The 13802-nt window shown below is 71.0% G+C and carries 15 protein-coding genes and 1 tRNA gene; 6 read left to right on the top strand and 10 right to left on the bottom strand.

Annotated elements, in window-relative coordinates:
* Positions 1–64: 64 nt before the first annotated feature.
* Positions 65–301: a hypothetical protein gene (locus ACIBX3_RS37025; protein ID WP_397125184.1), complete on the top strand. Its 237-nt coding sequence runs from the start codon at positions 65–67 to the stop codon at positions 299–301.
* Between the two features lie 272 nt (positions 302–573).
* On the opposite strand, the gene pruA is transcribed toward ACIBX3_RS37025, so the two are convergent.
* On the bottom strand, positions 574–2199 hold the full coding sequence (pruA, locus tag ACIBX3_RS37020; RefSeq protein ID WP_397125183.1) for an L-glutamate gamma-semialdehyde dehydrogenase: 1626 nt from the start codon (positions 2197–2199) through the stop codon (positions 574–576).
* 1 nt (position 2200) lies between these two features.
* Positions 2201–3118: a proline dehydrogenase family protein gene (locus ACIBX3_RS37015; RefSeq protein ID WP_397125182.1), complete on the bottom strand. Its 918-nt coding sequence runs from the start codon at positions 3116–3118 to the stop codon at positions 2201–2203.
* 77 nt (positions 3119–3195) lie between these two features.
* Here ACIBX3_RS37015 and ACIBX3_RS37010 point away from each other — a divergent pair, with 77 nt between their 5' ends.
* Entirely contained in the window at positions 3196–4251 is a 1056-nt protein-coding gene (locus ACIBX3_RS37010; RefSeq protein WP_397125181.1) for a PucR family transcriptional regulator, read from the top strand.
* Here ACIBX3_RS37010 and ACIBX3_RS37005 read toward each other — a convergent pair.
* From ACIBX3_RS37005 to ACIBX3_RS36995, 3 genes are all read right to left on the bottom strand, one after another.
* Positions 4240–5673, bottom strand: coding sequence for an AAA family ATPase (locus ACIBX3_RS37005; RefSeq protein ID WP_397125180.1), 1434 nt, complete (start codon positions 5671–5673; stop codon positions 4240–4242). The genes ACIBX3_RS37010 and ACIBX3_RS37005 overlap by 12 nt on opposite strands.
* A gap of 89 nt (positions 5674–5762) precedes the next feature.
* Positions 5763–6866: a glycosyltransferase gene (locus ACIBX3_RS37000; RefSeq protein ID WP_397125179.1), complete on the bottom strand. Its 1104-nt coding sequence runs from the start codon at positions 6864–6866 to the stop codon at positions 5763–5765.
* A 109-nt stretch (positions 6867–6975) separates the two neighbouring features.
* The gene (locus ACIBX3_RS36995; RefSeq protein ID WP_397125178.1) at positions 6976–8808 is read right to left on the bottom strand and encodes a SpoIIE family protein phosphatase; all 1833 of its coding nucleotides are present in this window, start codon (positions 8806–8808) and stop codon (positions 6976–6978) included.
* 58 nt (positions 8809–8866) lie between these two features.
* Here ACIBX3_RS36995 and ACIBX3_RS36990 point away from each other — a divergent pair, with 58 nt between their 5' ends.
* On the top strand, positions 8867–9583 hold the full coding sequence (locus ACIBX3_RS36990) for an ANTAR domain-containing response regulator (protein WP_397125177.1): 717 nt from the start codon (positions 8867–8869) through the stop codon (positions 9581–9583).
* A gap of 55 nt (positions 9584–9638) precedes the next feature.
* On the opposite strand, the gene ACIBX3_RS36985 is transcribed toward ACIBX3_RS36990, so the two are convergent.
* Positions 9639–9995 carry an STAS domain-containing protein gene (locus ACIBX3_RS36985; protein ID WP_397125373.1) on the bottom strand — a complete coding sequence of 119 codons (357 nt, stop codon included), beginning with the start codon at positions 9993–9995 and terminating at the stop codon, positions 9639–9641.
* Between the two features lie 176 nt (positions 9996–10171).
* Here ACIBX3_RS36985 and ACIBX3_RS36980 point away from each other — a divergent pair, with 176 nt between their 5' ends.
* Both ACIBX3_RS36980 and ACIBX3_RS36975 read left to right on the top strand, forming a co-directional pair.
* Positions 10172–10942 (top strand): SigB/SigF/SigG family RNA polymerase sigma factor, encoded by a 771-nt coding sequence (locus ACIBX3_RS36980; RefSeq protein WP_188195111.1) that lies wholly within the window; start codon positions 10172–10174, stop codon positions 10940–10942.
* Between the two features lie 15 nt (positions 10943–10957).
* Positions 10958–11371, top strand: coding sequence for an ATP-binding protein (locus ACIBX3_RS36975; protein WP_397125176.1), 414 nt, complete (start codon positions 10958–10960; stop codon positions 11369–11371).
* An 84-nt stretch (positions 11372–11455) separates the two neighbouring features.
* On the opposite strand, the gene ACIBX3_RS36970 is transcribed toward ACIBX3_RS36975, so the two are convergent.
* From ACIBX3_RS36970 to ACIBX3_RS36955, 4 genes are all read right to left on the bottom strand, one after another.
* Positions 11456–11653 (bottom strand): hypothetical protein, encoded by a 198-nt coding sequence (locus ACIBX3_RS36970; protein WP_397125175.1) that lies wholly within the window; start codon positions 11651–11653, stop codon positions 11456–11458.
* A 6-nt stretch (positions 11654–11659) separates the two neighbouring features.
* Positions 11660–12526: a hypothetical protein gene (locus ACIBX3_RS36965; protein WP_397125174.1), complete on the bottom strand. Its 867-nt coding sequence runs from the start codon at positions 12524–12526 to the stop codon at positions 11660–11662.
* A 6-nt stretch (positions 12527–12532) separates the two neighbouring features.
* Positions 12533–13081, bottom strand: coding sequence for a hypothetical protein (locus ACIBX3_RS36960; protein ID WP_397125173.1), 549 nt, complete (start codon positions 13079–13081; stop codon positions 12533–12535).
* Between the two features lie 89 nt (positions 13082–13170).
* Positions 13171–13596: a hypothetical protein gene (locus tag ACIBX3_RS36955; RefSeq protein WP_397125172.1), complete on the bottom strand. Its 426-nt coding sequence runs from the start codon at positions 13594–13596 to the stop codon at positions 13171–13173.
* 94 nt (positions 13597–13690) lie between these two features.
* Between ACIBX3_RS36955 and ACIBX3_RS36950 the strand changes: the two genes are divergently transcribed.
* A tRNA-Pro gene (locus tag ACIBX3_RS36950) sits at positions 13691–13767 on the top strand.
* Positions 13768–13802: the final 35 nt, after the last annotated feature.

The following is a 13802-nucleotide window of genomic DNA, read 5'->3' as shown; positions in this document are numbered from 1 at the left end:
GCCGCACGAGAGAGCCGGCCGGCAAGGTGAGAGCCCAATCCGTCCAAGACGAGGGAAGAAGCAGATGCATCCGACACAGCAGGAAACCGGCACCGTCACCGGAACTCAGGACAAGGACTACAACCTGATCTGGTTCGTCGAGCAGTGCCTGAGCAACGTGCTGCGGCTGGAGAACTACATCGCCGACGCCGAACGCGCCGGGGACAAAGAACTGACCGACTTCTTCCGCCGCGCTCAGGCCGAAAGCCGCAAGGGAGCCGAGCAGGGCAAGGACTTCCTCCGCCGGCGCCTGGCCGGATGACGCCACCCGGCTGAGACCACCGCCGCCGACGTCTTCGCCCGCTCTCCGCGAAGCGACACGTCACCGACTCGACCAGCGCTCACGCCCGGTGCTCCGGCACAGGGGCCGCGACATCTCTACGAGGTGGGTAGCCGTGTAAGAGCCCACCGCACCGACCACTCCGCGCGGAGCGGGGAGTCGCGACATGGTGACGGCCGTGCTGAGGGAGTTCAAGCGGACGAGGAGGCGGGCGCCCCCGGCCGGACGCTCCAGCCGGGGGCGTATGGCGAAGATCAGCCCATGTGCGGGTAACGGTGGTCGGTCGGCGGGACGAACGTCTCCTTGATCGTGCGGGCGTTCACCCACCGGATCAGGTTGAAGATCGAGCCGGCCTTGTCGTTGGTGCCCGAGGAACGGGCGCCGCCGAACGGCTGCTGGCCCACGACCGCGCCGGTCGGCTTGTCGTTGACGTAGAAGTTGCCCGCTGCGAAGCGCAGCCGGTCGGAGGCCGCCGCGATGGCGTACCGGTCCTGGGCGATGATCGACCCGGTCAGCGCGTACGGGGCGATGCCCTCCATCTGGTCGAGCACCTGGTCGAAGTCGCGGTCCTCGTAGACGTGCACGCCGAGGATCGGCCCGAAGTACTCCTTGACGAAGATCTCGTCCGTGGGGTCGGCGCACTGCAGGATGGTCGGCTTCACGAAATATCCGACGCTGTCGTCGTACGAACCGGTGAGCACGTCGATGTTCGAGGCCGCCCGCGCCCGGTCGATGGCCGCCTTGTGCTTGGCGAACGACCGGCCGTCGATGACCGCGCCCATGAACGTCGACAGATCCCCGGCTACGTCCCCCACGGTCAGCGACTCGGCCGTGGCGACGAAGTCGTCACGCATCCGGTCCCAGACCGAGCGCGGCACGTACGCCCGCGAGGCCGCCGAGCACTTCTGCCCCTGGTACTCGAACGCGCCCCTGATCAGCGCCGTCGCGAGCACGCCCGGGTCGGCCGACGGGTGGGCCAGCACGAAGTCCTTGCCGCCGGTCTCGCCGACCAGCCGCGGGTAGCCGTGGTAGGAGGCGATGTTCTCGCCGACCGTGCGCCACAGGTGCTGGAACGTCGCGGTGGAGCCGGTGAAGTGGATGCCGGCCAGCGCGGGGTGCGTCAGGGCCACCTCGGAGACGGCCTGGCCGTTGCCGGTGACCAGGTTGATCACGCCCGGCGGCAGACCGGCCGCTTCCAGCAGCCGCATCGTGAAGTGCGCGGCGAACTGCTGGGTCGGCGACGGCTTCCAGATGACGACATTCCCCATCAAAGCGGCAGAAGTCGGCAAATTACCGGCGATGGCAGTGAAGTTGAACGGCGTGATCGCGAGCACGAACCCCTCGAGCGGCCGGTACTCCATCCGGTTCCACACCCCGGCCGACGACATCGGCTGCTCGGCGTAGAGCTGCCGGGCATAGGCCACGTTGAACCGCAGGAAGTCGATCAGCTCGCAGGCCGCGTCGATCTCCGCCTGCTGCGCCGACTTCGACTGCCCCAGCATCGTGGCGGCGTTCAGCGTCGCCCGCCACGGCCCGGCCAGCAGGTCGGCCGCCTTCAGGAAGATCGCGGCCCGCTCGTCGAACGACAGCGCCCGCCACGCGGGAGCCGCCTGGAGCGCGGCGGAGACCGCGTCCCGCACGTCCTGGGCCGTGGCGTCGTTGACACGGCCCAGGACGGAGGCATGGTTGTGCGGCTGCACCACGTCGATGGGCGCGCCGCCGCCGAGCCGCTGCTCGCCGTCGATCGTCATCGTCAGGTCGAGCGACGCCCCGGCCAGCTCCTTGACGCGGTCCTCCAGCGTTTCCCGCTCGGCGCTGCCCGGCGCGTAGCCGTACACCCGCTCGTTGGCGGGCACGGGGACGTTGCTGATGGCATCCATTTCACTTACCCCCAAGGGCACGAAGGAAGAAGGCGACGTTGGCCGGGCGCTCCGCGAGGCGGCGCATGAAATAGCCGTACCAGTCGTCGCCGTACGGGACGTAGACGCGGACCGTGTGGCCGGCCCCGGCCAGGGCCTCCTGCCGGTCGGTCCGGATTCCGTAGAGCATCTGGAACTCGTGGTCGCCGATCGTCCGCGCGTACCGGTCGGCGAGCAGCTCCGTGATCGCGATCATGCGATCGTCGTGCGTCGCCACCATGGGGTATCCCTTCCCCGCCATGAGGATCCGCAGGCATCGCACGTACGCCTTGTCCACGGCGACCTTGCCTTGGTGCGCGACCGAGGCGGGCTCGCGGTAGGCGCCCTTGACCAGCCGCACCCGGGAGCCCTCCGCCGCCAGGTCGCGGCAGTCCTCCTCGCTGCGGAACAGGTACGCCTGGATCGCCACCCCCGTCTCCGGGAAGTCCTCGCGCAGCTTGCGCAGGATGCCCAGCGTCGAGTCGACCGTGGTGTGGTCCTCCATGTCGAGCGTGACCGTGGAACCGCCGGCCGCGGCGGCGGCGCAGATCTCGCGGGCGTGCTCGAACGCCATCGCGCCGTCGAGCCGCTGCCCGACGGCCGACAGCTTCACCGACACCTCGCCCCGGGCGCCCAGCTCCAGCGGCCGCAGCGCCTCCAGCAGCGCGAGGTAGGCGTTCGCGGTGGCCTCGGCGGCACGCGCGTCGCGCGTCTCCTCGCCGAGGTGGTCGACGGTGACGGCGAGGTTCGCGTCGCGCAGGCGTTCGACGGCGTCGCGGGCCTCCTGGACGCTTTCGCCCGCGACGAACCGCTCGACGACGTTCTTCGTGAGCGGGACGCCCGACACTGTACGGCGTACGACACCGCTCCTGGAAGCGGCGAGCAGCAGCTGACCCAACATGTGCCCAAGTGTAAAAACCGCAGCTCAAAGGGGGCTATCGACGCGCGTAACGCCGGGTGTGGAATGCTGTTGTACAAATGTATGACGCCGCTGACCTCCAAGAGACCGTCGACGAGATCGCCGCCCGGCTGGGGGCGTCCGCGACGCTGGAGGACCGCTCGTTCCGGCTGCTGGCCTACGGCGCGCAGCACGGCGACATCGACACGGTCCGCCAGGAGTCCATCCTGCGCCGCCGCGCCACCGGCGAGGTCCGCGACTACTTCGAGCGCTACGGCATCGCCCGGGCCGAGGGCCCGGTCAGGATCCCGGGGGACGCCGCGCTCGGGGTCCTGGCCCGCGTGTGCTGGCCGCTGCGGCACGGCGACGTCGCCTACGGCTACCTGTGGCTGCTCGACTCGGGCGCGCTCACCGACGAGCGGCTCCGCTCGGCCGCGCCGCTGGTGGCCAGGGCCGCCGCCGCGCTCGCCCAGGAGGCCAGGAGCCGCCGCGATCTCGGGCGCGACCTGCTCGCCCTGTTCTCGGCCGACCCCGAGGAGCGTGCCGGCGTGTCCATCGAGGCGCCGGGGCCGGTCACGGCCATCGCCGTACGCGAGTCGCAGGAGCGCGTCGCCGCCCTCTGGACGCTCCCGCGCGGCGTCCTGGCCCGCACCGGCTCGCCCGTCGCCCTGCTCGCCCCCGCCCACCTGGCCGGAGAGGTGGCGCAGACCGTCCGGGGCGCGTACGGCACCGCCGCCGGCGTCGGCGCGCCCAGGACCGACCCGGCCGACGCCTGGCTGAGCTGGCGCGAGGCCCGCCAGGCGCTGCGCATCGCCGAGCACTTCCCCCGGTACGCCCCCGTCGCCCGCTGGGAGGACCTGGGCGTGCACCGCCTGCTGGCCCGGCTCGGCCGGCAGGACCTGCATGAGCTGGCGGCCGAGACCGCGGCGCTGGACGCCGAGCTGGCCCAGACCGTGGAGGTCTACCTCGACCGCGGCGGCCACGCCCAGAAGACGGCGGCCGAGCTGGGCATCCACCGTCAGACGCTCTACTACCGGCTGGGCAAGGCCGAGCGCCTGACGCACCGGGACCTGTCGCACGGCGACGACCGCCTGGCCGTCCACCTCGGCCTCAAGGCCGCCAGGCTACTCGGGTAACAGCCCATCTGCCCCATTGGTCACTCTGGACGAGGGTTGCGGCGCGCCGAGCAGCGTACGGGTCAGCGCCTCCTGGCCGCGCAGCATCTCCTCCAGCGCGTCCGCCACATGCCCGGCGGACAGCCGCGCGGGGCGGGAGCCGTCCGCGGCCAGGCCCACCAGCACCGCCCTGCGCAGCAGCTCCTTGAAGAACGACGCCGTCATGCCCTCCGTCCTGGCCACCAGCGGCTCCAGGTCCACCTCCGGCAGCAGGTCGCCGCCGTACAGCCGCAGCAGCGCGGCCCGGCAGCGCGCGTCAGGCCTGGGCACCTCCACCGCCAGGTCCACCCGGCCCGGCCGGTTGGACAGGGCCTGCTCCAGCATCTCGGCCCGGTTCGTGGTCAGCACGAACGTGACGTCGGCGTCGGCCCCGATCCCGTCCATCGCGTCGAACAGCGTGAACAGCAGCGGGCTGCCCTCGTCGGAGAAGCGGCGGTCGTGCGCCACCAGGTCCACGTCCTCCACGACCACGATGGCCGGCTGCAGCCGCCTGGCCAGCGCCGCCGCCTCGGAGATGAAACGCATCGCCGTGCCCGCCATGACCACCACCGTCACGTCCGGCAGGCGGCCCATCAGATAACGCACCGTGTGGGTCTTGCCGGTGCCGGGCGGGCCGTGCAGCAGCAGGCCGCGCTTGAGATGCTGGCCGCGCGCCAGCAGCGCCTCGGCGTGCCGGCCGATGCCGACCACGTGCCGCTCGATCGTCTCCAGCACCCCGTCGGGCAGGATCACCTGCTCCGGGTCGAGCGACGGGCGCGGCAGGAACGTCACCAGACTGTTGCCCCGGTGCTCCGAGACGCCGAACGTGAGAATCTGGCCGCGCAGCGCGTCGTGCCGCCGCATCAGCCGCTCGATCTCCTCCCTGGCGGCGGTGGCGGTGGCGCGGGAGGCCGCGATGACCTCCATCCGGCAGCCCTCCCTGCGGAACATCTCGGCGGGGCCGCGCAGGCTCACCACGATGGGGGAGCCGTCCGGCGCCGACGTCAGCACCAGGCCGAACGTCACGACCTCCATCGTCTCGTCCGGGCCGACGGCCGTGGTGGCGTAGTCGACGGCGCCGATCTCGAAGCTTTCGAAGCCGCGGTGGGCCGTGGACAGGATGTCCATCGTGTCGTTGTGCTCGCGGCCGTGCCCCGACACCCCGAACCAGTCGGCCTCGCCGTGGGCCTCCAGGTACGCGTCCACCCCGCGTTGCAGGCTGGCGTGCTCCCAGTTCCTGAAGGTCTGCGTGACGCAGACCAGGTCCTTCAGCGGGCAGCCCACGTGCCCGGTCACCCTGGCCACCACCTCGGGCGTGGGCCGGGACTCGTCGATCAGAGTGTGCGCCTGCTGGACCAGCTGCTGAAGAGCGCGTGCCAGCGACCGTGCCTCGTCGATCTCCATGCGGGCCACACTCGCACAGACCTGGGGCCCCCGGCCATGAAATAAGGACTCCGGCAGGGGGATCACCTGCCGGAGTCCTCGGGGTGCGGTCAGGCGCAGGCCGCCTCGTAGACCCGTACCAGTTCCTGGCTCACGCGCTCCCAGGAGTAACGCGAGCGCGCCCGGTCGGCGCCCGCGTACCCGAGCGCGGTGCGCAGGGTCGGGTCCTGCAGCAGCTCGCGGGCCATCCGCGCGGTAGCCGCCGGCCGGTCCGGCGGCACCAGCAGGCCGGTGACGCCGTCGATGACGGAGTCGAGGTGCGCGCCGACGGCCGAGGCGATCACCGGCACGCCGCAGGCCATGGCCTCCAGCGCGACGATCCCGGTCACGGCCTCGCGGGGCACCGACACCACGGCGTCCGCGCTGCGCATCAGCTTCGGCACCGCCGGCCGCTTCACCTGGCCCAGCAGCGTCACCCGCTCGGCGACGCCGAGCTGCTCGGCCAGGGAGCGCAGGCGGCGCACGTCCCTGTCGCCCTCCAGGTCCTCGGGCTCTGGCCCGCCGGCGATGACGAGCTCGACGTCGGAGAGGCCCTGCAGCGCCCGCACGATGGTGTGCGCGCCGCGCTCCGGCGTGAGCGGGCCGACGTGCAGCAGTCGCCTGCGGGGGCCGCGCGTGGCCATCGGGCCGCGCCGCTGGAAGCGCTCGGTGTCCACGCCGTACGGCACGACCGCGATGTGGCCGCGCGGCACGCCGAGCCGGATCAGCGCCGACTCCTCGTCTCCCGAGCCGGCGATGACCGCGTCGGCCCGGCGGCCCAGCGCCAGCTCCAGGTCCTTGTGCGCGGCGTCCACGGTGTGGAACGTCTGCGTGACCGGCACCGACAGCCCTTGGGCCCCCGCCACCGCGGCCAGGCCCCAGGTCCAGGTATGCGCGTGGATGACGTCCGGCCGGTCCTGGCTCCAGCGCCGCATCAGGTGGTCGCCGAGGTCGTTGAGGTATGGCAGGACGCCGTCCGCCGGCAGGTCCCTGGCCGGGCCCACGTCGAGCTGCTCCAGCGTGACTCCCGGGGCCACCCGCGTTTTGAGCTTTCCCTCGGCGTTGTCACGGCGGGAGTAGATGGTGACGTGGTGCTCGCGTCCCAGCTCGCGTGCGACGGAGAGGATGCGATGGCGCTGGTTTCCCCCGGCGGATGCGACGATCGCGATATTCATGGCACACCTCAGCAGCGTGGAAAGCGTTGAAGGTGTGCCTGCGTCTTAGGCACGTACGTCTACGTCTACGACGATACCCAGGTTCTCGCCGATCGCAAACCCCCGCAGATCAGACACCTCGGAGGGCGAACACCACGATCTCATCCCAGACCTGGCCGCCCGAGAACGCGTTCCGGTCCGACTCCACCGCCTTGACCACGGTGGACGGCGCCTGGCCCGCGCACCGGCCCAGCACGTCGGCCAGCCGCTCCTCGCCGTACGGCTCGGCACGCTCGTTCCTGGAGGAGATCAGCCCCTCCGAGTACAGCACCAGCGTCTCCCCGGGGGAGACGGTCAGCGTCTCCACGTGGGTCTCCGCCTCGGGCGCGATGCCCAGCGGCACGCCGCCGCCCGCGGCGTAGCGCACGCTGCCGTCGGGTTGCAGCAGCACGGCGGGATGGTGCCCGGCCGACGACAGCCGGATCTCGCGCCCCCGTACGAATCCCGCCACCGCCATCACGAACATCCCGGTGCCCTGCGCGACCAGGGCCTCGTTGACCTTGCGCATCACCAGATCGGGATCGGACTCCCAGACGCTGAGCACCCGCAGGCCGCCGCGCACCATGGCGCTGACCGACGCCGCCTCCTCGCCCTTGCCGGCCGCCCCGCCCAGCGCGAACCCCCACCCGCCCGAGACCGGGAACACGTCGTAGAACTCCGCGCCCACCGACGAACCCGGATGGTAGACGGCGGACGCCTCGTAGCCGGGCACGTCGGGCAGGTTGCGCGGCGCGACGCTCGCCGACAGCGCGTCCGCCGCCCGCGAACGGCTCTGGTAGCTGCTCTGCGCGCGTACCGCCAGCCCGACCTGCAGCCCGACCTCCTGCAGAACCGCCAGGTCCGCCAGCGTGAACGGCTGCCTGTCGTGCGTGCGCACCAGCGTCAGCACCCCGTCGCCGGCCCCGATCGGCACGCACACCACCGAGCCCGCGCCCATCGCCGTCAGCAGCGGACCCTCGGCGCAGAAGCCCAGCAGGGACTCGTCGTCCACCATCTCCAGGACCACGCCCGAGCCCCGCTCCAGCACCTGCAGCACCACCTGGCCGGTGGCCGGGTCGGCCGCCTCGATCTGGCGGACGAGCTCGCCGACCGGATGGTTCTTGGGCCCCACCACGACCGAGCGGCGCGGCAGCCCGTCACGCACCAGATCCGCGATCACCCAGTCCGCCCACTCGGCCGCCAGCAGCCGCGTCGCCCGCGCCATGGCGACCGGGCGCAGCAGCGCCTGCTCGTCCAGCAGCAGGTTGCCCATCTTGACCAGCAGATCCTGCCGCCTGGCCGCGGCGATCAGCAGCGCGCCGTCGGACTGCTCGGGCCGCCGCCCGCCCGGCTCGGGCAGCTGCACCTCGGTCGGCAGCGCCACGGCCGCCACCATCTGCTGCGGCTCGCCCGGCATCGTCAGCTTGGTCAGCGCGATCTGCACCACATGGGTGCGCCCCTGGTGCGCCAGCCGGGTCTCGAACGCCGCCGGATGCCCCGTCTGCAGCACCGACGTCAGATGCGACCGGAACGCCGCCCGCCGCGACACGTCCACCAGCAGCGGGAAAGAGCGGCCCACCAGGTAGCCGTCGGGACTGCCGAGCATCCGCGACGTCTCAGGGTTGATCCGCCTCACCACGCCGCCGCCGTCGAGCACGATCACCGGCACCGGGAACGCCCTGAACACCTGGCGCAGCAGCTTCAGCTCACGCTGCGCGCCGTCCTTCTTGCCCCCCGTCCGCTGGGGCGCCTTGCGCAACTGCTCGCGGGCCTCGGCCAGCAGCTCCACCGCGGTGTCCAGCTCGGCCAGCGCGGCGTCGAGCGTCGGCGCCAGGTCGGCGGGGTAGGCGGTCCTCGCCTCGCGCAGCGACGAGACGCGCCCGGCCAGCGCGTCCAGCGCTTGTTCGAGGTCCGGCATGGTCATTCTCCGACGCTACGCCACTCGGGATAATGGGTGCCATACGGGGTAGGGCCATATCGCTATGGAATCGACCGCGATGATCACCCCCGGGCTCGCGCGTGACCTCGCGGCGCTGGGGCGGCTGGGTGAGGACACCTCGACGGAAAGCGTGCTGCGCGGGCTGACCACGGCGCTGGCGGCAGGCGTGCCCGGGTGTTCCGGCGCCTCCGCCGAGCACTGGCGCGACCACCGCGTCCTGGTCTCCGGCTCGCACAGCGAGCTGATCATGCTCGTCGAGGGCGAGCGCGATTTGGGCGAGGGCCCGTCCATCGAGGCCAGGAAGAGCAGCGCCCGCGCCTCCGTGAACGACGTGCTCACCGATCGCCGCTGGCCGCGCTACGACGCGCTGGCCACCCGCTGGGGAGTGCGCTCGGCACTGGTCGTCCCCATCGACGTGGCGTCCGCCGAGCTGGTCGTCGGCCTCTACTCCGTCCGCCCCGGGGCCTTCACCCCCCAGGGAGCCCACTCGCTCACCGACATGCTCACCGAGCAGCTCGGCGTGGCCATGGACAACATGTCGGAGTTCGAAGAGGTGCGCACCGACGCCGCCCAGCTCCAGGAGGCGCTCGCCGGCCGCTCCGTCATCGACCAGGCCAAGGGCATCATCATGCAGACCAGCGGGTGCTCGGCCGAGGCCGCGTTCGAGGAGCTGCGCCGGATCTCCCAGCACCACCAGGTCAAGGTGGCCGACCTGGCCAGGCTCCTGGTCGACGAGCACCAGCGCAAGTCGCGGCGCTGACCTCAGTCTCAGCGCTGACCTCAGATTCAGCGCAGTCGCGGCGCTGACCTCAGTTTCAGCCGATGGCGGCCAGGGCGTCGTCGAGCGTGTCGTAGAGCGGCAGCCGCTGGGCCAGCCCAGTGATCCACATCACCTTGGACTTGGAGTATTCGACCCCGACCAGCGCGAACCTGGACCCGGAGGCCAGGCTCTTCTGCCAGTGGTGGACGATCAGGCCGAGCGCGCGCGAGTCCATGAACGTCACCCCGGCGAGATCAAGGATCACGTCGGAACCCGCCATCGACAGGTAATCGGCGAACTGCTCGCGTGTCGTCGCGTCGAGCACGCCGTCGACACGGATCACGGTGATCTCGTCGATGGTCGACGACGTCAGGCTCAGGGCCGCCGCGGGCCCGTCGCCGTTTTCCGGCATTGTCACGGAGCAACCCTACTGTCACCGCACGAGGTAGGAATACTTCTGACGCCATGGGGGAGACTGGATCCGAAGTCCAGCAGCGGGCTTTCGTCTCGAGAGTAGAGCGAGGCGTGCCTCTGCCTGGGCTTTTCCTGCTGAGCGGAGGCCGCCTGCGATCCATATGAGGAGCAGCGATGGCTGTGCAGGAATATGACCTCGAGGAGATGACGGCAGAAGAGCTCCTGGCCGAGATGGCCAGGGACGACACCCCCGACAGCCACCGGGAGCGGCTGCGCGAGCGCATCGTCGAGATGCACCGGCCGCTCGCCATGGAGATCGCCAGGCGATACCGATACCGGGGCGAACCTTTGGAAGATCTCCTCCAAGCCGCGTATGTTGGCCTGATGAAGGCCGTCAACGGCTTCGACCCGAGCCTCGGGCACGCGTTCAGGGGCTACGCGGTCGTCACGATGACAGGGGAGGTCAAGCGCCACTTCCGCGACCGCACCTGGGCCATCCGGGTGCCGCGCCTCTACCAGGAGCGCCGCTCCGAGCTCAACAGGCTCGTCGCCGACCTCAGCCAGGACCTCGGCAGGTCGCCGACCGTCGCGGAGCTGGCCGCCAAGATGAACATCACCGAGGAGGACGTCCTGCTGACGCTGGACGCCTCCGCCGCGTACAGCACACTCTCGCTCGACGCGCCGCTCGGCACGGACGACGACGCCGCCTCGCTCGGCGACGTCATCCCGGAGGACGACGACACGTTGAGCACCATGGTCGACAGGGAAGCCGTCAAACCCCTCATCGACGCGCTCCCTTCGCGCGAGAAGCACATCCTTCTGCTGCGGTTCTTCGGCAACATGACCCAAGCGGAGATCGCGGCGGAGTTCGGCATCTCCCAGATGCACGTCTCGCGCATCCTCCGCAAGGTCCTCGACCAGCTACGCAGCGAGCTGGTCGGCTGAGAAGAAGGTCGCCGGGTGAACGAGGACGTCGAGCCTCAGGCGGGCTACACGAGCCCGCCACCCGGCGCGCCCGTGAGACGGCTCCGATTCCGACTGCCGGATCTGCCACAGGTCCGGCAGTTCGCTGAGGACGAGGCCCGCGACGCCGGCATGCCCGAGGAGGCCATCGGCGACTTCGTCATCGCCGTCAACGAAGTGGCGACCAACGCCGTCACCCACGGGGCCGACCGCGCCACGCTGCGCACCTGGGTGACGAGCGGGGACCTGATCGTCGAGGTGCACGACGAGGGCACGTGGAAACCCGGCCCGATGCCGGGCGCGGTCGGCGGCATGGGCCTGTGGGTGGCCCGCCTGCTGTCGTCGGACCTGACCCTGCGCGTGGGCAGCGGCGGCAGCACAGTGATCATGCGCTTCCCCGGCAAGGGATGACCACCGGGCAAGAGAACGGCCTCACACGGGTAAGAGAACGGCCTCCCGCGCCTTCTTGGCGGGAGGCCGTTGGCCGATGATCGATCAGCGGCGGGTACGGCCCCGCCAGTTGCTGTAACCGGTGCGGAAACTGGCCTTGCCGACCCCTGCCTGATGCAGGGCCAGCAGGCACAGCCCGAGCAACGCGAACGTCATGCCTGAGAACCCGCCGGGGATTCTCGCGCCGACCAGGTCGAGCAGGAAGCCCAGCCCGAAGATGATCGCTGCCACTATCGCGAGCATGTCATGTCACCTCGTTTCCTGGCTCTGGTGACCGGACGGTTGAGTGCTCTGGTGGCTGGACAGGGCGAGCAGGCGCTCCAGGACGGTCCTGTAGTCCCGCAGCGCCAGGCGCAGCTGCTCGGTGTCGGGGGTCGCGGTGTCCTTCCAGCGGTCGCGCAGGGCGTTCGTGCGGCTGGTGAGGCTGCTGGTGAGCGACTCCACCACCTCGCCCACCAGGCCGTCGGCGCGCTGCACGGCCTCGCCGGGGTCGTCCACGAAGGACGCCTGCAGGTCGCGCCAGCGGGCCTGCACCTGGGCCGGGTCCTGGTCGAACAGGGTGACGTCGTCGGGGGCCGCGTGGGCCGGGGTCTCGTCGGAGACGGCGGAGGTGTGAACGGGGTCGGGGCCGTGCTCCGGCTCCGTCAGCATGTCGCCGCCGGTCCTGGCGTACGGATCCCGGTACGCGGCCTCGTCGTCCCCGGCCACCGCGCCGGGAACGGGCGTGACCACGGCGCCGGGGGCGGGCGTGACCACGGCGCCGGGAACAGCCGCCGCGTACTCGTCGCCGGCCCGCGGGCTCTCGGCCCTCCGCTCCTCGTCGTCCTCGTCGTTCGCGTGTTCACCGGCGGGGGCGGTGGCCGCGTCGCCGCGGGCGAACTCGTCATCGGTGAGATCGCCGCGGGGCGGCTCGCCGGACTCGTCGTTGTAGCGCCGCTCGCCCGGCTCGTCGCCGTAGGGCCGCTCGCCCGGCTCGTCATCATGGGCGAACCGGCCGGGCTCATCCGCACTGTGGGAACGCTCATCCGCACTGTGGGAACGCTCGTCCGAGCTGTCGGAATGCTCGTCCGCGTCCTCGGTGCGCTGCGACGGCACTTTCAGCTCGTCGCTGCTCATATCGTTTCACCGTCCTCGGGTGGTCTCATGTAGCAGTTCCTCGAACAGCGCGCGGTAGTGCACCATGGCCTGCCGGAGCTCCTCCGTGGAGGCCTCCTTCCTGGCCGCCCGCCCGCTGATCTCGTGCGCCGTCCTGTAGTGATCGAGAGTCGCCGCGTGCCCCACCGACAGGTCGGACAGCCGCTGCTCGAAGTCCTCCGTCGGGTAACCCCGCTCCGCCATGACCGCCGTGACCAGCTGATCGGCCTCGGTCACCGCGAACCCCGGCGCGTCCACGAAGCGCTCCTGCACCTCCGTCCACCGGTTGGCGTATGTCTCGCGGGCCTCCTGAGGGAGGGGACGGATGTCGAGCTCGGAAAGGCGCTGCTCGCGGGCGAGCAGCTCCTGCTCGGCTTCCCTCCGGTTCTCGCGCTCGGCGACTGTGCGTTCGTACTCCGGGCCGAAACGTTCGCGGAGGTGGTTGCGGCGCTTCTGCCGCTGAAGCATGAAATATCCCACTGCGGCGACCGCCACCACCGCGACCACGACGACGGCCACCCATGCGTAGGTGGTCATGATGTTCGCCTCCGGTCTCTTGTTGAGACCAGCGACTGCCCTCGAACAGGCACGTCGAAACTCGTTCGGCCATACCGGAAGGGCCGTGTTCAGCTGGTTTTGAGCCCTTTCCTGGCCGCCGCGAGCACGGCTGCGACATGTGATCCCGATGGTGCCGCAGGGACCTCGCTGAACCCCTCGCCGGCGTCGTACCGGACGTCGAGGCCGGCGTCCACGAGCCGCTGCGCCCACCGCAACGCCGTGTTGAGCCGCTCGGCCGCCGGCGGCTTCCCCTGCGCGGCCGCCGACAGGTTACGCAGATTGGTGGCGGGCCCCGACTGGGCATGCGCCCGGGCCAGCTTCCACGGGACGGCGGCGCTGTGGTCCATCAGCGGCTTGGCCAGCCCGGCGGCCCGCTTGGCCTGCAACACACCGGACTCGCTTACCCCGAAATGAGCGGCCAGCTCCTGCACGCTCATCCCCTGGGCGACCAGCCTGGCCAGCTCCTCGCGATCGATGGTCGCCTTGCGGCCCACCTGGCCACCTCCGCTCCGCTCTCCGTGTGCGCGTGTGCCTCCGATGTGCGCTAAGGTTATGACGTCCCACCCCGCAGGGGGCGGTCGACACAACCGGGACGTAGCGCAGCTTGGTAGCGCACTTGACTGGGGGTCAAGGGGTCGCAGGTTCAAATCCTGTCGTCCCGACCAGGTTTTCGCTGGTCGAGCAGGGTGTCACTCATCAG

The sequence above is a fragment of the Nonomuraea sp. NPDC049480 genome, assembly GCF_044465905.1.
Taxonomy (GTDB): Bacteria; Actinomycetota; Actinomycetes; order Streptosporangiales; family Streptosporangiaceae; genus Nonomuraea.
The sequence above is the reverse complement of the archived record's forward strand: the minus strand, read 5'-3'. Positions and strand labels throughout refer to the sequence as shown.